Source organism: Pedobacter sp. BAL39, from assembly GCF_000170795.1.
GTDB lineage: Bacteria > Bacteroidota > Bacteroidia > Sphingobacteriales > Sphingobacteriaceae > Pedobacter.
On record NZ_ABCM01000002.1, the window covers coordinates 93,449 to 115,488 of the forward strand.

Annotated in this window: 19 protein-coding genes and 1 tRNA gene; 10 read left to right on the forward strand and 10 right to left on the reverse strand. The window is 45.1% G+C overall.

The genetic code is table 11. The annotated features are described in order from the left end of the window. Nucleotides 1–94 precede the first annotated feature (94 nt). The 5 genes from PBAL39_RS02665 to PBAL39_RS02685 all read right to left on the reverse strand — a co-directional run bounded on the left by PBAL39_RS02665 (nt 95) and on the right by PBAL39_RS02685 (nt 3,607). Nucleotides 95–179 (reverse strand) — tRNA-Ser (locus PBAL39_RS02665). A 97-nt stretch (nt 180–276) separates the two neighbouring features. Beyond that, a complete protein-coding gene (locus PBAL39_RS02670) occupies nt 277–1,266 on the reverse strand; it encodes a YihY/virulence factor BrkB family protein (RefSeq protein ID WP_008238010.1) in 990 nt (329 codons plus the stop codon). Between the two features lie 46 nt (nt 1,267–1,312). Beyond that, a complete protein-coding gene (locus tag PBAL39_RS02675; protein WP_008238021.1) occupies nt 1,313–1,720 on the reverse strand; it encodes a thioesterase family protein in 408 nt (135 codons plus the stop codon). Further along, nucleotides 1,721–2,776: an endolytic transglycosylase MltG gene (gene mltG / locus PBAL39_RS02680; RefSeq protein WP_008238022.1), complete on the reverse strand. Its 1,056-nt coding sequence runs from the start codon at nt 2,774–2,776 to the stop codon at nt 1,721–1,723. A gap of 60 nt (nt 2,777–2,836) precedes the next feature. Further along, nucleotides 2,837–3,607 (reverse strand): PASTA domain-containing protein, encoded by a 771-nt coding sequence (locus PBAL39_RS02685; protein ID WP_008238023.1) that lies wholly within the window; start codon nt 3,605–3,607, stop codon nt 2,837–2,839. Between the two features lie 285 nt (nt 3,608–3,892). On the opposite strand from PBAL39_RS02685, the gene PBAL39_RS02690 reads away from it, so the two are divergent. Then, nucleotides 3,893–4,879: a D-alanine--D-alanine ligase gene (locus PBAL39_RS02690; RefSeq protein WP_039866049.1), complete on the forward strand. Its 987-nt coding sequence runs from the start codon at nt 3,893–3,895 to the stop codon at nt 4,877–4,879. A 562-nt stretch (nt 4,880–5,441) separates the two neighbouring features. Here the strand turns inward: PBAL39_RS02690 and PBAL39_RS02695 are convergent. From PBAL39_RS02695 to PBAL39_RS02705, 3 genes are all read right to left on the reverse strand, one after another. Continuing rightward, a complete protein-coding gene (locus PBAL39_RS02695) occupies nt 5,442–6,203 on the reverse strand; it encodes a DUF3575 domain-containing protein (RefSeq protein WP_039866005.1) in 762 nt (253 codons plus the stop codon). A gap of 98 nt (nt 6,204–6,301) precedes the next feature. Then, complete coding sequence (locus tag PBAL39_RS02700) at nt 6,302–7,726, reverse strand: MATE family efflux transporter (RefSeq protein ID WP_008238026.1); 1,425 nt, start codon at nt 7,724–7,726, stop codon at nt 6,302–6,304. 273 nt (nt 7,727–7,999) lie between these two features. Continuing rightward, on the reverse strand, nt 8,000–8,419 hold the full coding sequence (locus PBAL39_RS02705; RefSeq protein ID WP_039866006.1) for a thioesterase family protein: 420 nt from the start codon (nt 8,417–8,419) through the stop codon (nt 8,000–8,002). A 124-nt stretch (nt 8,420–8,543) separates the two neighbouring features. Between PBAL39_RS02705 and rpsO the strand changes: the two genes are divergently transcribed. The 9 genes from rpsO (at nt 8,544) to PBAL39_RS02750 (ending at nt 21,305) form a co-directional block, all read left to right on the forward strand. Then, on the forward strand, nt 8,544–8,822 hold the full coding sequence (gene rpsO / locus PBAL39_RS02710; RefSeq protein WP_008238028.1) for a 30S ribosomal protein S15: 279 nt from the start codon (nt 8,544–8,546) through the stop codon (nt 8,820–8,822). A 118-nt stretch (nt 8,823–8,940) separates the two neighbouring features. Next, nucleotides 8,941–11,088 (forward strand): polyribonucleotide nucleotidyltransferase, encoded by a 2,148-nt coding sequence (pnp, locus tag PBAL39_RS02715; protein WP_008238030.1) that lies wholly within the window; start codon nt 8,941–8,943, stop codon nt 11,086–11,088. A 142-nt stretch (nt 11,089–11,230) separates the two neighbouring features. Then, nucleotides 11,231–12,976 (forward strand): ABC transporter ATP-binding protein, encoded by a 1,746-nt coding sequence (locus tag PBAL39_RS02720; protein ID WP_008238037.1) that lies wholly within the window; start codon nt 11,231–11,233, stop codon nt 12,974–12,976. Then, nucleotides 12,966–14,729, forward strand: a complete 1,764-nt coding sequence (locus PBAL39_RS02725; RefSeq protein ID WP_008238041.1) for an ABC transporter ATP-binding protein — start codon at nt 12,966–12,968, stop codon at nt 14,727–14,729. Before PBAL39_RS02720 ends, PBAL39_RS02725 begins: the two co-directional genes overlap by 11 nt. Nucleotides 14,730–14,828: 99 nt before the next feature. Next, nucleotides 14,829–15,500, forward strand: coding sequence for a ribulose-phosphate 3-epimerase (gene rpe / locus PBAL39_RS02730; RefSeq protein WP_008238042.1), 672 nt, complete (start codon nt 14,829–14,831; stop codon nt 15,498–15,500). A gap of 7 nt (nt 15,501–15,507) precedes the next feature. Continuing rightward, nucleotides 15,508–17,913: a TonB-dependent receptor gene (locus PBAL39_RS02735; RefSeq protein ID WP_008238043.1), complete on the forward strand. Its 2,406-nt coding sequence runs from the start codon at nt 15,508–15,510 to the stop codon at nt 17,911–17,913. A 46-nt stretch (nt 17,914–17,959) separates the two neighbouring features. Continuing rightward, nucleotides 17,960–19,024 (forward strand): 3-phosphoserine/phosphohydroxythreonine transaminase, encoded by a 1,065-nt coding sequence (gene serC / locus PBAL39_RS02740; RefSeq protein ID WP_008238044.1) that lies wholly within the window; start codon nt 17,960–17,962, stop codon nt 19,022–19,024. 11 nt (nt 19,025–19,035) lie between these two features. Beyond that, nucleotides 19,036–19,986 (forward strand): D-2-hydroxyacid dehydrogenase, encoded by a 951-nt coding sequence (locus tag PBAL39_RS02745; protein ID WP_008238045.1) that lies wholly within the window; start codon nt 19,036–19,038, stop codon nt 19,984–19,986. Between the two features lie 74 nt (nt 19,987–20,060). Continuing rightward, the gene (locus PBAL39_RS02750) at nt 20,061–21,305 is read left to right on the forward strand and encodes a DUF1015 domain-containing protein (RefSeq protein WP_008238046.1); all 1,245 of its coding nucleotides are present in this window, start codon (nt 20,061–20,063) and stop codon (nt 21,303–21,305) included. Here PBAL39_RS02750 and PBAL39_RS25520 read toward each other — a convergent pair. Further along, complete coding sequence (locus PBAL39_RS25520) at nt 21,302–21,448, reverse strand: hypothetical protein (protein ID WP_008238047.1); 147 nt, start codon at nt 21,446–21,448, stop codon at nt 21,302–21,304. The two genes, PBAL39_RS02750 and PBAL39_RS25520, sit on opposite strands and share 4 nt — an antisense overlap. A 46-nt stretch (nt 21,449–21,494) precedes the next feature. After that, nucleotides 21,495–22,034: a hypothetical protein gene (locus tag PBAL39_RS02755; RefSeq protein ID WP_008238048.1), complete on the reverse strand. Its 540-nt coding sequence runs from the start codon at nt 22,032–22,034 to the stop codon at nt 21,495–21,497. Between the last annotated feature and the right edge of the window lie 6 nt (nt 22,035–22,040).

Consider the following 22,040-nt stretch of genomic DNA (forward strand, 5'->3'; position numbering starts at 1 on the left):
TAGAACTGATGTAAAATTCAGGTATGCTCAGAAACAAAAAAGCCTGCAAATCGTATGATTTGCAGGCTTTTGAAAGTTTTAACAACCTTTTCAGCGGAGAGTGAGGGATTCGAACCCCCGGAGCTATTACACTCAACAGTTTTCAAGACTGCCGCAATCGACCACTCTGCCAACTCTCCGCCGCAAAAGTACAAACTCAACTTGATTCTGCAAATTAACATCACAAAAAAATAACGAAAACTTGATAGCAGCTTAAAAATGAGGAGAATAAATTTTTTACCTTAGATTTTCAGGACCTCTAACCGGTGGTTTCTTGAACAAATTAAAGTTTGGCCTGATGATTTTTACGCTTCTTTTCGACAGATCCACACTCGCATTCAGCTCAAAACCTACCAAAAGTATCAGAGAGTTCAGGTAAAGCCAGATCATCAGGACGATTAATGCACTGATGGATCCATATACTTTATTATAGGAACTGAAGTTATTGATGTAAAATGAAAATCCCCATACGGTAAGGAAGGCGAGGATGGTTGCCAGCCATGATCCGGCACTGAAGAAACGCCATTTCTTAGCATGAGCAGGGCCATAGCGGTATAAGATGGAAATTGTCACGAAATACAAAATACCGAGCAGTGACCAGCGTGTGAGTTGAATGAGGTAGGGTATGAAGTTCCCTTTCATATGCAGTCCGGTGCGGATGTAAGTCAGCGCGATCTCACCAAGGGTCATGGCTACCGTGCAGAGGATCACAGAAAAAGCAATAGTTATGGTTAAAACGATGGCAATCAATCGCTGTTTCACCCAGCTTCTCGTTTCAATGATCAACGACGACTTATTGAAAGCCATCATCAGGTTATGAACACCATTCGTCGCAAAAAATAGTGATAAAAAGAAACCGAAGGATAGTAGCCGGCCATTTTGTTTGTTCACAATCTCATTTAAGGTGGTCTCAAAGGCTTTATAGGCGTCATAAGGTAGAATGAGTACAATAAACTCCATTAAGCGTTCCTGGAAGCCGATTTGCTTTGGTATAAAAGGGATCAGTGTGAATAGGAAGATGATGGCAGGGAAAAGTGCCAGCATAAAATTGTAGGCGAGGGACGAAGCTTTGTTGACTAATGAATCTTTACCAATCTCCTTGAAAAAGAACGTTCCAACGGTATATAGCGGGAGCGGACTAAAGCCAGGAAGGATACATCCCTTTGTCCATTCGATAAAGAGCGCATAGAATTTTAATTTTAACAGTTGCCGGTGAACCCACTCCATTGATCAAATATACGTTATTCGGGATATACACTACCGTAAATTTACACTACGAAAAATACACCTTTAGGCGATCCAAAAAGTCTGCCGGGGGCTGACAAGGTCTGTTCTTTGCCATATCCACGAAGACCAATGTGGTGGTGCCAATATTGATCAGTTCCTCCGCGGCGTTAAACAGCTCATATTTGAAATGGATCCTGACACCCGGCAAGTCCTGTATGGTTGTCTTGATGGTGATTTCCTGATCGTATCTTGCGGGTTTGATGTACTTGCAGTTCAGCTCCAGCACGGGCATCATCACTCCACTGCTTTCCATCGAAGCATAGTCCATCCCCAGGCTCCTCAGCATCTCCACACGGGCAACCTCATAATATTCCGCATAATTGCCGTAGTACACGTAGCCCATCTGATCTGTCTCCCCGTACCTTACCCTAACTTTGGTGCTGTGTGTATACATCTATCTGAAAATGTTTCTTTTATTAAGCGCGTCCCTATATTTCTTTGCATTTTTTTCATGCTCCTGAACGGTTACCGCAAAGTTGTGATAGCCAGAGAAATCTTCTTTAGCACACATATAAATATAGTTATTGTTGTCCCTGTTTAATACAGCATCAATGGCGTTGATGCTCGGCATCATGATTGGACCAGGAGGCAGGCCAGCATACTTGTAAGTATTGTACCTGGATTGCACCTGTAATAGGGAATTTGTTACCCGCTTCACAGTAAAATCGTTGTTTGCGAAGATTACCGTGGGATCCGCCTGAAGTAAGATGCCCTTATTAAGACGATTCAGGTATAAACCAGCTATGACTGGCATTTCCTTGTCATACAAGGCTTCAGCATCAACAATAGAGGCAAGAATAGATACCTGTACAGGTGTTAGATTTAATGCAGCTGCTTTCGATTTACGGTCTGATGTCCAGAATTTATCATATTCTTTCTGCATCTTCTCGAAGAAATCAATAGGAGATGTATTCCAGTACAGTTCGTAAGTGTTTGGAATAAACATTACATAGCTATTCTCTTTGTTAAATCCATATTTTTCAATCAATGCTGCAGAATCCAGCATATTGATAAAAGTAAGTGAATCAGACTCCATGTTTTTCGCCAGATAAGCAGCGAAGTTTTCTTTTTTTCTGATGTTCTGAAACTTTAGTTTCACAGGTTCCTGATTTCCGCTTTTCAGCATATTGACGATGCTGCGGTTGTTCATTCCTTTTTTGATCGTATAACGGCCGGGCTTCAATGAAGTGGCGAGGTTCATCTTTGCTGCCGCCTGACTAAAGCTGCCGATGTCCGTAAGGATGTCTTTATACCTGATTTCCTGAACCAGGTCGTCCAGATTATGGCCGGTTCTGACATATAAATATTTTTCTTTACCAGTGGTATTGGGAGCGAAGTAGACTTTATAGAATTTTAATCCGAAGTATCCTCCAACAATTACTGCCACAAACAGGGCGGCTAATATTACTTTCGTACTCGTTTTCAAGCTTTTTTTATTTTCGTTAGTCATATGGAAAATGAACGTATTAACTAAAGTTTAATAGGCAGCAAATAGCCGCCTGATCAGTATTTACTTTTGATTCGACAGTGTGATATTTACTGGTGTACCGATTTTGACCTTGGTAACGGAGTCTGTTGCCATAGGGTCCTGTCTGATGACTACTGCTGTTGCAGAATCCGTCACATCGCCTTCATAGCTGACCATTCCCAGGTTAAGCATCGCGCCATTGCGTAAGGCAAATAAAGCCTCGTCCCTGGTCAATCCTAGTAATGAAGGAATGTCTACTTCCTCGCTGCCTTTGCCATCGCCCAGTACAAGGTCAATCCTTGAGCCTTTAGGCATAGATGTTCCCGCCGCAACGGGCTGCCCGCCAAATAATGCCTGAAGTACCACATCCCGGCTCACATCAGGTTTATAGGTCGTGTCGCCCAGCTTCAATCCGAAGCTCTCTATCAAAGCCTGTGCCTCTCTTAGTGATTTGAATTCTACATCAGGGAATTTGACATTCGGCGCAAGTGCAACATTGACGGTCAGGTAAATGGTGCGGTTGTCTTTTACAAAGGTTTCAGCTTCCGGATCCTGATCGATGACGATACCCGGAGGCGAATCCTGCACATATACGGAGTCTACTTCATACCTGAGTCCCAGCTCTTCCAGTTTGCTGACAGCCTGTGTAAAAGCAAGGCCTTTCAGTGTAGGAACGTTCAGACCCTGACCATGTTTGGTATAATATCTTAAACTAAAGAATGCAGCAAGCAATATAACCACGACGGTTATAATGGCTGCAAGTAAATTGTTTCTAAAGGAAGAGGTCTTTAGGTAAGATACGAATTTGCTCATGTTACTTTTTTGTTTTTCTAGCGTAAAGGTCCAAATTTAGGCTAAAAATATATTTTATTGGAATTAAAATAACATCCGCGCGAATAATTTGAAAACGTAAAAACAGAACGACAATTATTATGCCCGATAAAACCCGTTGCAGTTGCTAAAATAGATTCCGACGAATTCGTCAGAATTATTGCGAAATTAACTGAGAAATATCTGCGACTGATTTATATTTGAGCCTGAAAAATCAGGTATGGCAATTATTCCATTTGTCATAAATTGAATAAAAAAGATAACCGCATGAAAAAGACAATTGCACTACTTACTGGTGGCACCACAGGCGAATGGGTGATATCTGTGAAAAGCGCAGCGACCATCGCTCATAACCTGGATGCCGATAAGTTCGAGGTATATAAAATAATGCTGACGCAGCAGGGGTGGTTTTACGAACCTGCGGATGCTGTAAAGATCGAAGTAGACCGCAACGACTTCTCTCTAACCATCAATGGAAAGAAAATTATCTTTGATGGCGTTTTCATCGCAATCCACGGTTCACCAGGAGAAGATGGCAAGCTGCAGGGATATTTCGATATGTTGAACCTCCCATACACCACCTGCAATGCACTGACCTCTTCCGTAACCATGAATAAAGGATACACCAAAGCGATTGTAAATGGGATCCCGAACCTGCATGTAGCAAAATCAGCACAGATTTTCAAAAACATCCCTTACGATATTGACCAGCTGAAAAATGACCTTAAGATCCCTTATTTCGTCAAACCAAATAACGGAGGTAGCAGTATCGGGATGAGTAAGGTGACCCATGCTGCCGATCTTCAGGAGGCGATCGAAAAAGCCTTTAAAGAGGATGATCAGATTCTGATTGAGGAGTTTATTTCCGGCAGGGAGTTCACAGTGGGGGTCGTAAAAATAGATGGAGAAATCACTGTACTTCCTGCCACGGAAGTAGAAACAGCTAAAGAATTCTTCGACTTTGAAGCAAAATATACTCCTGGAGTAGCTACAGAGACCACACCAGCGCCTATAAGAGCAGAGACGAAAGCCCGTGTCGGACAAATTGCCAAAGATGTATACCTGAAACTTAACTGTAGTGGCGTAGTGAGAATCGACTTTATCCTGACCGAAGATGAAGGCGACTTTTATTTCATCGAAATCAACACCATACCCGGACAAACTGCCACCAGCTTCATTCCCCAGCAAGTCGCTGCTATGGGTATGAAATTGAACGATTTTTACACAAAACTCATCAGGGAAACTATCGGATAATTGACCGGTAGAAAATAAGTCACCAGTTGCAATTGGCCGCAAAATCCGGTCTTTGCAACTGGTTAAAATCAACCACCTCTTATACTTGGCTTCAAATAAATAACCTGTTGCAATTGGTTTCGAAAGCTTGCTTCTGCAACTGGTTCAAAACAAACCACCTTTTACACTTGGCTTCAAATAAATAACCTGTTGCAATAGCTTCAAAAGCTGGCTTCTACAACTGGTTCAAAATCAACCACCTCTTACACTTGGCTTCAAATAGATAACCTTTGCAATTGGCTTCGAAAGCTTGCTTCTACAACTGGTTCAAAACAAACCACCTTTCTCAACCGACTTCAAAAATGTCTGTTGCATCTGGATTCAAAAAATGCCTTTGGCGACCGGAAAAAAGACCGTCGCATAGTCTTCAAACTGTACCATTATACCCGGAGTGGAGAGCGCTTGTGAAATCGCACAAAAAAACACAAGTTTCTTTGAAGACATGCAAATGTTTGCCCTTCAGCAAAGATTTGAGGATGAAAAGAAACTTGTGTTTTTTGTAAATGAACTTGGAAACGGAATCTTAAAATTTGTAGCCTATGCTCAGGCCAGATCTAAGCCCACCCCAGGGCCCATCAACCTTAATCTTCGCCCCACTACCATCAACAGAAGGTTTCAGTTTAACGATAGGAACGTCGTCTGCAAAGTTGTTCAGTTCAGTTCTCAATATTTCCTGTTCTATCGGGTTTAGTGTTTTGTAGGCAGAAAGCGTACCATTAGAAGTTCCCCAGTTTGGTCCGAGTATCCACCAGTCGAGGTAAAACCCTTTGTTAAGTTTGAATTGCGCACCGACGAGGACACCTCCGGTGAAGGTATTGACGTTGCCGTCGAAATTGGCCCTTTCTTCAACACCGTCGATGTTAGTATAAGCAAAAGGAATCGTAAAATCATATTTAGCATACCTTGCGAAAGGGGCGATGTAGAAGCCTTTGAAGACACTTTCGCCCAGGTAAAAGCGGACCTCGGGAGTGATGGCAAAGTTGCCCATTTTAAGATCCTTGATGCTGTTCCAGGTATCATCATCATCGATGGCATCTTCCAGAAGCGATTTAAAAGGAACGCCCGACTTAGGCATACTTTTCAGTCCGAGGGCAACAGACATCTTGTTTCCGACGGCCCTTTCATATTGAAAAGAGATGGATTTAAAAGCAAGTGCGCCAAAGTTCCATTTGACAAGGTTTGGCGTACTCCTCCAGTCAGTTGCAGTGGTATCCTGGCCATGGACGATGCCCATGATGAGGACAAGTGATGCCGTGAGTAATGTTCTGCTAAAGTTTCTATTCATTTTGATGGCTGTTTGTAGTACTTGTTGATGGCTATTTGTAGTAGTTGTAAACTTATGTATAAAAAGCGTACCAGAACACTATTTACGGCTATTGAAGATTATACTTTTATGGCTTTCCATTTTCCCCTTCTGAAGAGGAGGAAGGCACCAATTGCGAGCGCTGTTTCTGCTACCGGAATGGCGATAAACACCCCGGTAGGTCCAATTCCAGCATACTTTGCAAGGATATATGCAAGTGGGATCTGGAACATCCAGAAGCCGAAAAAGTTAAGCCATGTAGGCGTCCATGTATCACCGGCACCGTTGAACGTACTCATCATGACCATGCTGATGCCATAACATATATAACCACAGCTCATGATCTGCAGTGCGCGGAGCGCAAATTCCTGTACTGCCAGGTCATTGGTAAAGAAAGCAATGAAATAACGGCCACCGGCAAAGGTGAAAATCATGACTGTTGCCATATAGACGACGATGTATTTAGCAGTTTTCATCACCGATTTCTCCGCACGTTCCAGTTGGTTGGCGCCCAGATTTTGCCCGACCAGTGTTGCCGCTGCGTTGCTCATTCCCCATGCCGGAAGCATAAAAAACATCATGAGTCTCAAAGCCGTCTGGTATCCGGCAGAACCCTGATCGCCACCTGTAGTAGCCACCAACTGTGCCAGGAAGATCCAGCTGCAGGAGGCGATGATGAACTGGAAGATACCGGGGACTGCAATTTTCAACAGCGCAGGGATCTGTGTCAAGTCGGGAACGAAGTAAGTGAGCCTGATCCGGATGACGCTATTGCCAATGAATAAATGATACAGCTGATAGAGTACACCGATGCCTCGTCCAATGGTCGTAGCAATGGCTGCGCCTGTCAGCCCGAATGCAGGGACAGGACCAAAGCCGTTGATCAGAATAGGGCAGAGGATGATGTTGGCAATATTGGCGATCCACAGACTTTTCATGGCGATCGCTGCATTGCCGGCACCACGGAAGATTCCGTTGATGAGAAATAGCAGGACGATGATGAGACTTCCACCCATCATGATGCGGGCGAACGTAGTCCCATGGTCGGCAGTTTCTGTAGATGCACCCATTAAAAGCAGAATTTGTCTTGCATAGATGAACCCAACAGCACTGATGACGATATTGACGGCAATGGCAATGACGATAGCTTGCACACCTGCCTTGGCGGCGGCTTCAGGGTTTTTCTCCCCGATGCGCCTTGCCACTACTGCTGTTGCGGCCATGCTCATGCCGATGGCCAGGGAGTAGATGATGGTGAGTACTGATTCCGTTAACCCTACAGTTTGTATCGCGTGACTGCTGTTGTGCAGGTGGCCGACGAAATAAAGGTCGACTAATGCGAATACGGATTCCATGGCCATTTCCAGCATCATTGGAATTGCCAGCAGGAGCACAGCCCTGCGGATGCTGCCCTGCGTAAAATCGAGGTCTTCGCCTTTAATGGCCTGTTTAAGTAATGCGACTATTTGAGATAACCTGCCCTGTCGGGCTTGTTGTTGTGTCATAAGTAAGATTGAAAATTGAATAATAAACCTGCTTCAGCAGGGTGTGCTGGAGCTAAATGGCTGGAAGGGGAGGCTCCTGGGCTTGTCTTAAAACCTTAAAACGGAAGCAAATACTATCATGGTACTGCAGTTTTGTTCAGTGCGAAAATAAAATTTTACTGGATAAGCAGCAAGTGAAATTTTATTTTTTATACGTGTTTAAACATCTTAAACATCCCGTCAGCAGCCTTGTTGTTTGCTAAATGCTAAATGCTAAATGCTAAATGCTAAATGCTAAATGCTGTAAGCGCTGATCATTTCCGGCGTCACTTTACAGCCCTTACCGCTGCTGATGTCGATCATCACATAATCAAACCAGCCATCAGCAGCTACCTTATTTGTTCTCTTAATGATAATTTCAAACTGGACCCTGCAGCCCTTATCATTAATCGTCAGGATGCCCGTTCTGACCAGGGCAGTATCCCCCAGGATCATCGGTCTTTTGAAATCGACCATTGCCGTACGCACCACCCATCCGAAGCCGCTTTTCAGGAAAGATTCCATTGGCATTTTATAGAACTCTGCCATCTGGTCATACCTTGCAGAAAGCACGTAATCAAAGTATTTGCTGTTGTGCACATGGTTGAACATGTCAATGTCGTCGGGTCTGACTTTAAGCTCGCTTTCGAATATACTGTATTGGGTCTTTTCCATGATCGTCAGGTTGGTGCGACAAAAATAAGGTTTACTATTTACATACCACTTGCGAATCATCAAAACTTACTCTATCTTTGCACACAATTAATTAATCCATACACACTTTAGTATCATTCAAGAAATGTATTTAAGTAAAGAAAAGAAAGCCGAAATCTTCAAACAACACGGCGAAGTAGAAACCAACACTGGTTCTGCAGAAGGTCAGGTAGCGTTATTTACATATCGTATTGCGCACTTAACAGAACACTTAAAGAAAAATCGTAAAGATTTCTCTACTCAGTTGTCACTTCAAAAATTAGTAGGTAAACGTCGTGGTATTCTAGCTTATTTATTTAAGAAAGATATCAACCGCTATCGTGCTGTCATCAAAGCTTTAGGCTTAAGGGACATCATTAAATAGAACTACTTATATCAAGGAAAGCCATTCTTAAGGGATGGCTTTTTTACTTTGAAAAATAAAATAAACATATATAAATCAGGTGTGTAGAAAGAGGAAAACACACCACAACAAACTCTAAATGAATGTAATAAAAAAATCGTTCGACTTGGGCGATGGAAGAACAATCGAAATTGAAACAGGAAAATTAGCAAAACAGGCTGATGGTTCTGTAGTGGTAAGAATGGGAGATACCATGTTATTGGCTACTGTAGTATCTACTGTAGGCGCTAAATCTGGTGTTGACTTTTTACCTTTATCAGTAGATTATCAGGAGAAATATGCTGCCGCAGGCCGTATCCCTGGTGGTTTCCTGCGTCGTGAGGCAAGATTATCAGACTATGAGGTATTAATCTCCCGTTTGGTTGACCGTGCTTTGCGTCCAATGTTCCCTGAAGATTATCACTCAGATACTCAGGTAATGATCACTTTGATCTCTTCTGACAAAAATATCATGCCGGACTGCTTAGCTGGTCTTGCTGCATCAGCTGCAATCGCTGTTTCAGACATCCCTTTCAACGGGCCGATCTCTGAAGTACGTGTAGCTAAAATTGATGGTCAGTTTGTCATCAACCCTTATGTAAGTGATCTGGAGCGTGCGACAATGGAATTCCTTGTTGCAGGTACTGAAAACGACATCGTGATGGTGGAAGGTGAAGCTGATGAGATCTCTGAATCTGACATGGTTGAAGCGATTGAGTTCGCTCACAAAGCCATCGTTGTTCAGGTACAGGCTCAGAAAGAACTTGCTCAACTGGTAGGTAAAACTGAGAAACGTGCTTACTCACACGAAGACAGCAACCCTGAGTTGAAAGAGAAAGTTTATGCTGCTACTTATGATAAAGTATATGCCATCGCAAAAAGCAACACCAGCAAAGGTGAGCGCGGTGATGCTTTCGGTGCTGTATTGATGGACTTCATCGCTACTTTAGGTGAAGATATCGATGACGTTACCGGATTCTTGTCAAAAAAATATTTCCATGATGTACAATATGATGCCATCCGTAACCTGGTATTAGACGAAGGAATTCGTTTAGATGGTCGTGATGTACGCACCGTACGTCCAATCTGGAGCGAAGTTGGTTATCTTCCTTCTGCTCACGGTTCGGCAGTATTTACACGTGGTGAAACTCAGTCTTTGACCACTGTTACTTTAGGTTCTAAAGATGATGAGCAAATGATTGATGGTGCTTTCATCAATGGCTATAACAAATTCCTTTTACACTATAACTTCCCTGGATTCTCTACTGGTGAGGTTCGCCCGAACAGGGGTGCCGGCCGTCGCGAGATTGGTCATGGTAACCTTGCCATGCGCTCACTGAAGAAAGTATTGCCAGGAATTGAAGAAAACCCTTATACCATCCGTATCGTTTCTGATATCCTTGAGTCTAACGGTTCTTCATCTATGGCTACTGTTTGTGCGGGTACACTTGCACTGATGGATGCTGGTATCAAAATCAAAGCGCCGGTATCAGGTATTGCTATGGGATTGATCACCGATGAGAAAACTGGTAAATACGCCATCCTTTCTGATATCCTTGGTGATGAAGATCACCTGGGTGACATGGACTTCAAGGTAACTGGTACTGAAAAAGGTATCGTTGCTTGTCAGATGGACTTGAAAATCAATGGTCTGAAATGGGAAGTGTTGACAAACGCTTTAAACCAGGCTAAAGAAGCCCGTCTTCACATCTTAAATGAAATGAAGAAAACGATTGCTGCGCCTCGTGAGGATTACAAAGATCACGCGCCACGTATCGTTTCCCTGAGCATTGATAAAGAATTCATCGGTGCTGTAATCGGGCCCGGTGGTAAAATCATCCAGGAAATGCAACGTGAAACTGGTGCTTCTATCTCTATCGAAGAGGTGGGTAACAAAGGTATCGTTGAAGTATTTGCAGATAACAAAGCTTCAATTGACGCTGCTGTTGCACGCATCAATGCCATCGCTGCTAAACCAGAGATCGGTGCAATCTATGATGGTAAAGTGAAATCTATCATGCCTTTCGGTGCATTCGTAGAGATCATGCCAGGTAAAGATGGATTACTGCACATCTCGGAAATCGACTGGACCCGTCTGGAAACGATGGATGGTGTGTTCAAAGAAGGTGATAAACTTCAGGTGAAACTGTTGGATATTGATAAACAAGGTAAAATGAAACTTTCCAGAAAAGTGTTGTTGCCTCGTCCTCCAAAACCAGAAGGAGCTCCTGCCAACAAACCAGCATAGTTTCAATAGAAATTGACAAAGGAAACCCGCATCATTCAGTTGATGCGGGTTTTTTATTTGCGACTGTTTTATTAACGTTCATAGCTATTTTATTTGTCAAGGTATCTATAGCTTTGTGGTCTTAACAACGTCACCGCTCAGCATGGCAAAAGTCAAAGAAATTGAACAGCGTAAAAGAAAAGGAAATGGGATATTAGGCCTCCTAAAGCCTTATTCGGGAATGATCGCTTTCCTGATCCTCTTCCCATTGATCAGCAATGGATTGAACCTGTTACTGCCCAAACTGATTGGTCGTGGTATCGATACTTATACCAATGGCACATTTTCTTACAAGGTTGTCATCACAGAGTTCCTCATCGTCTCGCTGGTCATCTTTGTGTTCAGCTATTTACAAAGTATTGTACAGACCTATGCTTCAGAGCGTGTGGCGCGCGACCTCAGGACCAGGGTGGCCGATAAGATTTCCCGGCAGAGTTTTGTTTTTATTGAAGAGGTCCATCCGGCAAAGTTGCTGACCAACCTGACCGCAGACATTGATTCCATTAAACTGTTCATATCGCAGGCGATCGTATCTATCGTTTCTTCTCTTTTTATCATCATCGGTGCAAGTGTGCTGCTGCTGATCATCAACTGGAAACTCGGATTGGCGGTTATGGCGATCATCCCTATCATAGGAGGTGCCTTTTACTTTGTTTTTGGTAAGGTAAAAGTACTTTTCAAACAGAGCAGGGAGATGACAGATCAACTAAATAAAGTCATCAACGAGAGCATCCTCGGCGCAGCGCTGATCCGTGTGATCAATTCGCAAATGATGGAGTATGATAAATTTTTGACAGCAAGCACGCAGGCTAAAAATATTGGAATGAGTATCCTCCGTCTTTTTGCCTGGCTGAGCCCCATCATTACCTTTACTGCAAGCATGGCGGGGCTGACCATCCTCGTTTTAGGCGGCCATTTTGTGATCAGCGGCAGCATGACCCTGGGCGATTTTGCAGCGTTCAACAGCTACCTGGCTTTACTCATCTTTCCGATTCTTGTGATTGGTTTCATGAGTAGTGTGATTGCGCAGGCTTCCGCTTCTTATGGCAGGATCGAACAGGTGCTGGAAAAAGAGGACCTGCCTGAAACGGGTACAGAGAAGAAGGAACTTAGCGGGGCTATAGAAATGAAAGATGTTTCTGTTAGTTACGGGGAGACTGCCGTTTTAAAGGAGATCTCTATTGACATTCATCCTGGGGCCAGGATTGCCGTGATCGGCCCAACAGCGGCAGGGAAAACTCAGCTGCTGTACCTGCTCACCGGACTGATCTCTCCCTCAAAAGGGGAAGTGCTGTTTGATGGGAACCCCATAAGTGCCTATAACAGCGAACACTTCCATAGCCAGGTCGGCTTTGTCTTTCAGGACAGTATTCTTTTTAACATGAGCATCCGTGAAAATATTGCCTTCAGCGAACTGGTGACCGATGTTTCACTTGAAAGGGCAATTGCTACGGCAGAGCTGGAGAACTTCATCAATGAGCTGCCTGAGGGACTTGATACCATAGTTTCTGAGCGAGGCCTGAGCTTGTCCGGCGGACAAAAACAACGCATGATGCTCGCCCGTGCATTGGCCATTGAGCCTAAGATCTTGCTGCTGGATGACTTTACCGCCCGTGTGGATGTTCAGACTGAAGCTAAGATACTGGAGAACATCCGCACCAATTATCCTGGGATCACCCTGATCTCCGTTACGCAGAAGATTGCCCCCATCACACAATATGAACAAATCATACTCCTGATGCAGGGCGAGAAGCTGGCGTCGGGCACTCACCAGCAGCTCATGCAGCGCAGCCCGGAATATGTACAGATCTTTAACTCCCAGCAAAGTACCAATCAGTATGAACTATAATTTAAACAGCCAGCCTGTCGCGGAGAAAAAAGCGTCTACAATTTCCGGACTGAGGAGTTTATTGAACCTGGTGTCAGAAGAGAAACGAAAACTGATTACCGCACTGTTCTCCATACTGGTCAATTCCGGCCTTAACCTGCTCGGGCCATTCCTGATTGGTTATACGATCGACAAGTATATCCAGACGAAGCAATTTCATGGTGTGCTGGTCTTTGCTGCCATTTTGCTGGGCATCTACCTGGTTACTTTTGTCACAAATTATTTCCAGACCCAGTTGATGGGAGGGGTGGGGCAACGGATCATCCTCAAGCTGAGTAATTCGATCTTTAATAAGATACAAGAACTGCCGGTGGCCTTTTTTAACGACAATAAAGCTGGCGATCTGATTTCAAGGGTCAATAATGACACCGATAAGCTGAATCAGTTTTTCTCGCAAGCGCTGATGCAGTTTGTCGCAAGCATCGTGCTTATGGCCGGCTCGGGGATATTCCTGTTGGTGATCAACTTTAAATTGGGACTGGCCACATTAATTCCAGCAGTATTCATCATCCTGTTTACGAAGGTGATCTCACCATGGGTGAAACGCAGAAATGCACAAAACCTGACCAGTGCAGGGGCCATGAGTGCGGAGATCCAGGAGAGCCTGAACAACTTTAAGGTGATCATTGCCTTCAACAGGCGTGATTATTTCAGGAAACGCTTTGATGTAGCAAACCTGCAGAACTATAAAACGGCCATCCGCGCAGCAATGGCTAACGGTGTTTTTCTTCCTGTCTTCGGCTTGTTCTCCAGTCTGGCACAGCTGATGGTGCTTTCTTATGGCATCTACCTCATCATGGAACGGGATTTTACCGTTGGGCTGCTTGTCAGCTACCTTTCTTATGCCACCAACTTTTATAACCCTTTAAGGCAGCTGGCATCACTATGGACCAGCTTCCAGGTGGCCTTAGCAAGCTGGGACCGTATTGCACAAATCCTGACGCTGGAGAATAACCTTCCGGTCATTGCAGATGGCGCGCAGCGGGAAATGAATACTGCCGTCATGTCTTTTGAAAATGTTCATTTCGGATATTTGGAAGGTAAAGAAATCCTGCACAACATCAGCTTCAGGCTTGATGCTGGAAAGACCTATGCGCTGGTGGGGCCAACTGGTGGTGGCAAGACAACCACCGCATCTATCATGGCGCGTTTATACGATCCGCAAAAGGGAAAGGTGCTGCTGAAGGGAAGGGACATCCGTTCTTATACCCCTGCAGAAAGGGCGCAACGGATCGGCTTCATCCTGCAGGAACCTTTTCTGTTTGCGGGGACAATGAAAGAAAATATTTTATACAGCAACGATCGCTATAAAGGTTACGGCAATGAACAGTTCCTTAAGGTATTGCAGGAGGCTAAACTGGAAGCTTTACTGGTTTCTTTTGAAAAAGGTCTGGATACGGTGGTTTCCTCTGGGGGCGACAGCTTAAGTTTGGGCCAGAAGCAGCTGGTGGCCTTTATGCGTGCCGTACTGCGCAAGCCTGACCTCCTGATCCTTGATGAGGCAACGGCAAATATTGATACGCTGACGGAGCAGCTGCTGGAGCTGATCCTGAAACAGTTGCCGCAAGAGACTACATTGGTGATCATTGCACACAGACTGAATACCATTGAGAATGCCGATGAGATTTTCTTTATCAACTCAGGGGAGCTGACACCCGCAGGATCATTCAACGATGCCCTGGATAAGCTGATGCGGGGCAAGCGGATCAGCTAGTCTGAAAAATGCCACATAATTCTCATGATGTTCGCTTTGTTAGGTGACAATGGCTTATTTTTTTATATTTACTCCATAAACTTCCTTTAACTACCGGATATGAAGCACCTCATTGCACCCTCTGTACTTTCTGCTGATTTTGCCAACCTTCAACGTGATATTGAAATGATCAATTCCAGTGCTGCAGATTGGTTTCATGTAGATGTGATGGATGGTGTGTTTGTACCCAATATCTCATTCGGCTTCCCGGTGATGGAAGCCATAAAAAAATATGCCACGAAACCACTGGATGTGCATTTGATGATCGTTAACCCCGATCAGTATATTGAGCGTTTTGCCGCCGCTGGTGCTCATCTGATTACGGTACATTATGAGGCCTGCATACACCTTCACAGGACGGTACAGTCGATCCATGCGGCAGGTTGCAAAGCCGGTGTGGCCATCAACCCCCATACGCCGGTAAGCTTGCTCAGGGACATCCTGCCGGACCTTGATCTGGTTCTGGTGATGTCGGTAAACCCGGGCTTCGGCGGACAGAAATTTATTCCCAATACGTACAACAAACTTCGGGAACTGAAGGCGATGGCAAATGACTTAAACCCGGAGCTCATCATTGAAGTAGACGGAGGGGTGGGCATCCATAACCTCGGCGAGCTGATTGCCGCGGGGGCTGCAGCCTTTGTGGCGGGCAATGCCATCTTCGCCGCAGAGTCGCCCATACAGATGATTGCTGAAATGAAAAATCTGGATCCGGGAATCAAGACCATCTAAGAGGCTGATGTCCAAAATATACCTGCTGTTTTTAAGTATGCTGCTTATCCCCGCCTTGCTGAGGGCGCAGCCACTTGTCAAAATTACAGGCAAACTAACGGACGAAAATAAACATCCACTGCCCAAAGTCACCGTCATGGTGGTTGGTCAGAGCCAGTCGACACTTACCGACGAAAATGGCAACTACACCATTTATTCAATTACTACTGCCTTCACCCTGAAATACAATCTGCTGGGTTACAAAACCGTCATGCTCCAGGTGGAGCATGAGCAGGCAGGGCGAGTGGTTCAGGACGTAGTGCTGGAGGCCAGCGTCAGCGAGCTGGAACAGGTCACCATCACCACCAGGCAAAACCAGCTGAGCAATAGCATCACCCTGAACATCGCTGATGTATCATCCATGCCTTCCGCCTCCGGAAACTTTGAAACGCTGATCAAAACCCTGCCGGGTGTATCGGTCAACAATGAGCTGAGCGCGCAGTACAGCGTCCGTGGCGGCAACTTCGATGAGAACCTGGTCTACATCAATGATATTGAAATCAACAGGCCTGTGCTCATCAGGAATGGACAGCAGGAGGGACTGAGCTCCATCAACAGCGAACTGCTCAGCTCGGCAAAGTTCTCTGCCGGTGGTTTCGAGGCACGCTATGGTGATAAGCTGTCGTCGGTGCTCGACTTAAAATACGGGCGTCCAGACAGCACGCAGGCTACACTGATTGCCGGGTTGACAGGCGCTTCCTTCAGCACTAAAATTTTATATGAAAATAGTTATCTGCTTGCAGGAATGCGTTATAAGAATAATAACAGTGTCTTGAGCGGGCAGGATACCAGGGGGAGTTATACCCCCAGCTTTGGCGATGCACAGCTGATCTACCACCACAACATTTCCTCTAAATTCAGCCTCAACTTTCTCGGTAATTTCAACAGCGGGCTTTTTAAACTCGTCCCTGAAAACAGACAGACGGAATTTGGTACTTTAAATAAAACATTAAGACTGAACCTGAGCTATGACGGGGAGGAACAGGACGACTACCAGACGGCAGGGGCAGCAGTGACGGCCGTATATACACCTGTTTCCAATCTGGTGCTGCGTTGGATCAACAGCTACTTTAATACGCTGGAGCGGGAGCGCATAGACATTGCTGCAAGTTATGACCTGGACGAGCTCAGCAACAACATTGGGGTAACGGATGGCATTCCTCAAAACAGCGGAAGCGGCGGGACAGGACGTTACATCAGCTATGCGCATAACAACCTGACTTCAAATGTTTTTGCTTCTGAAATCAAGGCAGATCAGACTTTTAACAGTCATACGTTTTCCTGGGGTCTTCGGTTTGAGCATAAGAAATACAATGATAACCTCTACGAATACAGCCAGGTAGATTCTGCGGGTTACTTTGTGAATAAAGGTCTGGGTGGCTTTTATGAAGGATATCAAATCAATGCACAGAATAAACTGGCCATCCAGTATTTCACTGCATATACGCAGGATAGCTATAGCCTGTCGCCTCGTACTGATCTGCAACTTGGTGTGCGGGGGAACTTCAATACCTTCAGCAGGCAGCTGCTGATCAGTCCGCGCCTGCTGCTGGCCTATCGACCTGCCAGCAACAACCGCATCTTCCGCTTCAGCGCAGGGATCTACCAGCAGGCGCCAGACTACCGCAGTCTGCGGGACTTCCAGGGACTGCTAAACCTTGGTCAGAAGGCACAAAGGTCTTATAATACTTCCGGGGGACTGGACTATGCATTTGATGGCCTGGGCACACGATTGAAGTTCAGCACAGAACTATATTTCAAGTATCAGGACCGGCTGATCCCGTACATGATGGACAATGTAAGGATCAAATACCTGGCGAACCAGCTGGCTACAGGATATACGATGGGGGCCGACTTTGGGGTCGGAGGGGAGTTTGTCAAAGACCTGATATCTTACTTCAGGGTGTCGCTGATGAACGCCAGACAGGACATCCGAGGTGACAATGAAGGATACATGAAACGCCCGACGGATCAGCGCATCAACTTCTCTGCCTTTTTTCAGGACAGGCTGCAGAATAGCCCGGGTTATAAAGTGCATCTCAACCTGCTCTATGGTTCAAAACTCCCTGTGGGCGCCCCTTTGCTAAACCGTTATTCTGACAGTTTTAATATTCCTGCCTACAAAAGGATTGATATCGGCTTTTCAAAAGACTTTCTCGACGATTCTTCTCTTCGAAAGCCGGCTTTCCTGGATAAAAATTTCAGCTCCTTTGCTTTATTTGTAGAAATCTTCAATCTTTTGAACATAAATAACACAGTTTCTTATTTATGGCTCAGGGATATTGACAATGTACAATACGCCGTGCCCAATTACCTTACCGGCAGGCAGCTGAACTTCAAATTAATCATTAAGTTTAAAAATTCCCACCACTAAATGGTATAAAATATTACATTTACAAACAATATAAATTAGCAATAAAATGAGACATAATTTCGGCGCTGGACCCTGTATTTTACCACAGGAAGTTTTCAAGCAAGCATCACAAGCAGTATTAGATTTCAAAGACGGCTTGTCTATTCTGGAGATCTCGCACCGCACATCCGAGTTTGAGGGTGTCGTAGAAGAAGCTGGTAAGCTGGTTAAAGAATTGTTAAATGTTCCTGCCGGTTATTCCGTTCTCTTTTTACAAGGTGGCGCGAGCCTGCAATTTGCCATGGTTCCTATGAACCTCTTACCGGAAGGTAAAACTGCCAGTTATTTGGAAACTGGTGTATGGGCAAACAAAGCGATCAAAGAAGTCGCTACTTTCGGAACTGCAAATATTGTGGCTTCCTCAAAATCATCAAACTTTACCTTCGTTCCTAAGGACTACAGCATCCCTGAGGATAGTGCCTACTTCCATTGCACTTCCAACAATACCATTTATGGTACAGAGTTGTTCGACTTCCCTGAGACCAGCGTTCCTGTAGTTTGTGACATGTCTTCAGACATCATGAGCCGCGTGATTGACGTGAGCAAGTTCGACCTGATCTATGCTGGTGCACAGAAAAATATCGGCCCTGCAGGTTTAACGGTAGTGATCGTAAAAGATGAGATCCTTGGTAAATCAGGAAGGAAAATCCCTTCCATGCTGGACTACAAAGTCCACATCGACGGCGGTTCTATGTACAACACGCCACCGGTATTCTCTATCTATGTAGCAATGCTGAACCTGAGGTGGTTAAAATCTAAAGGTGGTGTTGCGGAAATTGAAAGGGAAAACATCGCCAAAGCGAAAGCCTTATATACAGAGATCGACAGAAATCCTTTGTTTAAGGGTACCTGCGCTGTAGAAGACCGTTCCAGAATGAACGTTTGTTTCGTGATGGAAAATCCGGAGCTGGAAAAGCCTTTCCTGAAATTCGTAGAGGAAAATGGCATCGAAGGTTTGAAAGGACACAGAAGTGTAGGCGGTTTCAGAGCTTCGATTTATAATGCGCTGCCAATCACCAGCGTCCATACTTTAGTTGAATTAATGCAGATTTTTGCTGAAAAACACCCATAAAAGATAGATTAATGATTAAGATACTTGCAAACGACGGGATAGATCCTATCGGTAAAGCGTTACTGGAAAAAGCTGGTTTTGTAGTAGATACAGAAACAGTTCCTCAGGATCAACTGGCAGAAGCCTTGAAAAACTATGATGGCATCACTGTCCGCAGCGCCACTAAAGTTCGTCAGGAACTGCTGGATCAGGTGCCTAACATTAAACTGATCGGCAGAGGTGGTGTGGGCATGGACAACATTGATGTTGAATATGCACGCAGTAAAGGTATTGCTGTAGTCAATACACCTGCAGCTTCTTCACTTTCGGTAGCGGAGCTGGTGTTCGCACACTTGTTTACTGGTGTTCGTTTCCTGCAGGATGCTAACAGAAAGATGCCTGCTGAAGGGGCAACGAAATTCAATGCGCTTAAAAAAGCATATGCCAAAGGGATTGAGCTGAGAGGCAAAACCATCGGTATCATTGGTTTCGGAAGAATCGGTCGTGAAACGGCTACGGTGGCACTGGGTCTGGGCATGAATGTCCTTGCCTATGACCTTTTTCCTTTTGATGGCAACCTGACCCTAAATCTTCAGGGAGGCATCCAGGTACCGATTCCTGTGAAAACAGTATCGCTGGATGAGGTGATTGCCAATAGTGATTTCATCAGCTTACATACACCTTTTGCAGACAGGCCAATCCTGGGTGCTGAGGAATTTGCAAAGATGAAAGATGGTGTAGCGGTAGTAAACTGCTCCAGAGGTGGTACAATAGATGAAGCGGCCCTGATTGCTGCTTTGGATAGTGGTAAAGTATCCTTCGCAGGATTAGATGTTTTCGACAATGAGCCTACGCCTAATGAGGCGATCCTGGCGCATCCGAAGATCTCCCTGACCCCACATATCGGCGCCGCTACTAATGAAGCTCAGGAACGCATAGGCGCCGAACTGGCCTCGTTAATTATCGAGCACTTTAATAAATAGCCCTCCATACCAATGGAACTGTGATGGCAAAAGGCAAAGCCTGAAGTGGTCACAGTTCCATTACCAACTAACTTATGCCAAATATTAAACCTTTCTGCGGACTAAGACCTGCGGAGCAACTGCAATCCAGGGTGGTGACGCGTCCTCTCGAGAATTACGGGACGGGCGAAGCCAGGCTGATCGCTTCTGAAAATTCATGCAGTTTCCTGCACCTGATCAATCCGGAGCTTGACAATCCCTACCTCAGGGGAAGCAGGCAGGAGCTGATCTTCAAGAAAATCACCGAAAACTTCGAAGGTTTTATAGATCACCATTACCTGGTTCAGGAACAACAACCTTGCATCTATGTGTACCGGGCAGAGCACGATGGCTTGATACAGAAAGGGATATGGACCTTAACACACATCGGGGATTACCTGAACGGGCATATAAAAAAACATGAAGCTACGGTGGAGCGCCGTGAAAAATTGCTGGCAGATTACCTTCAGCAAACGGGACTGGATGCCAATCCGGTACTCATCACTTATCATCCTGATCCTGTGGTTGACCTGGTAATTGATCAATATGTGCAACAGACTCCTGCACTTGATTTTACCTTTGACGACCATAGTAAACATACGGTTTGGGCCATCTCAGATCCTTCGGATGTACAGCGACTGGTAGATGCTTTTGCTAAGATGCCTGCGGTGTACATCGCTGACGGCCATCACCGCATTGCTTCCATGGTGAAGATGGGACTGCAGAAACAAGCCTTGAATGAGGGAAAACATACTGGCCAGGAGAGTTATAATTATTTTACCACGGTGTACATGAATACAGGGGAGGTGAAAGTGCTGGAGTTTAACCGGCTGGTAAGAGATCTGGCTGGATTGAGCCTGGAGGAGTTCATCACTGCCCTGAAGGTGTCCTTTGAGGTGGAGCTTCTGGATGGACCGTTGAAGCCTGACCAGCTGCACCACATCGGTATGTATGTCGCCGGACAATGGCATAGGCTGATACCCAAGCTCAATCTTTATGATGCAAATGATCCTGTCGCGGTATTGGACGTCAGCATCTTACAGCGGTTCATCCTGGAGCCCATCCTCAGGATTAAGGATCCTCGCACAGATGCCCGCATTACGTTTGAAGGCGGAAAAACACCAGTCACAGCATTACAGTCGCACGTAGACCACGGACTGTACAGCGTTGCATTTACCTTGTTCCCGACTTCTGTAGAACAGGTCATCGCCGTGGCAGATGCGGCAGGGGTGATGCCTCCAAAATCTACCTGGGTGGAACCAAAATTCCTCGTAGGGTTGCTGACCAGTTACTTTAATTAACTCAGTGAATTGGTTAATGCCCAGTAGCGGTAAGCAATAATTGCCTTCTGTACATTGGTCAGTTTCATTGGATCTTTTTTTGATAACACTGGAAGCACCAGTTTATTCAATCTGACCAGTGCTTTGAAAAGTTGTTTTTTCATGAGCTTCTTTTTTAATGATAAACAGATACATTCTTTGTACCGGAGGTTACTTCATCAGTGGCTGGTGCCTGATTTTTTTCATAAAAACATAGCTGCCAGCAGCCATAATCATGATCAGAAAAAGAATGATATAATGGGCCAGGTCTTTTGCCCTCTCCGTGGCGGTCACCTCTTCTCTTAATTTTTGTCGCTGGTCCTGCAGCTTCTTGATGGCGACCATATAACTTTCAATCCTGCTGTTGCTGCTGCTGGCATTGGTCATTACCTGTTTCACCTCCTGATCTTTGTAGTCCATCAGAATCTTGAGCTCCTTAAAAATGTTGTTGTCATTCAGCACAATCTGGCGGAGGATCTCATTGGAGTTTTTGATGTCCCTTTTGGTTTGAAAGCCGAAGATCCCTGTACGTGCATTCAGACTCTGGTCGTACTGGCCGAACCGCGCGCTGCGTTCTGCAAGTAAACCATTGATCTTTAACCGCTGAAACTGGTAGGCACTGGTATCGGCCTGCAGAACGGCACCATGAACAGACAGGGTTGCAGCAGATAAAAATCCGGTAAGCAGCAGGAGTAACAGGTTTCTGGGCATAGTCTT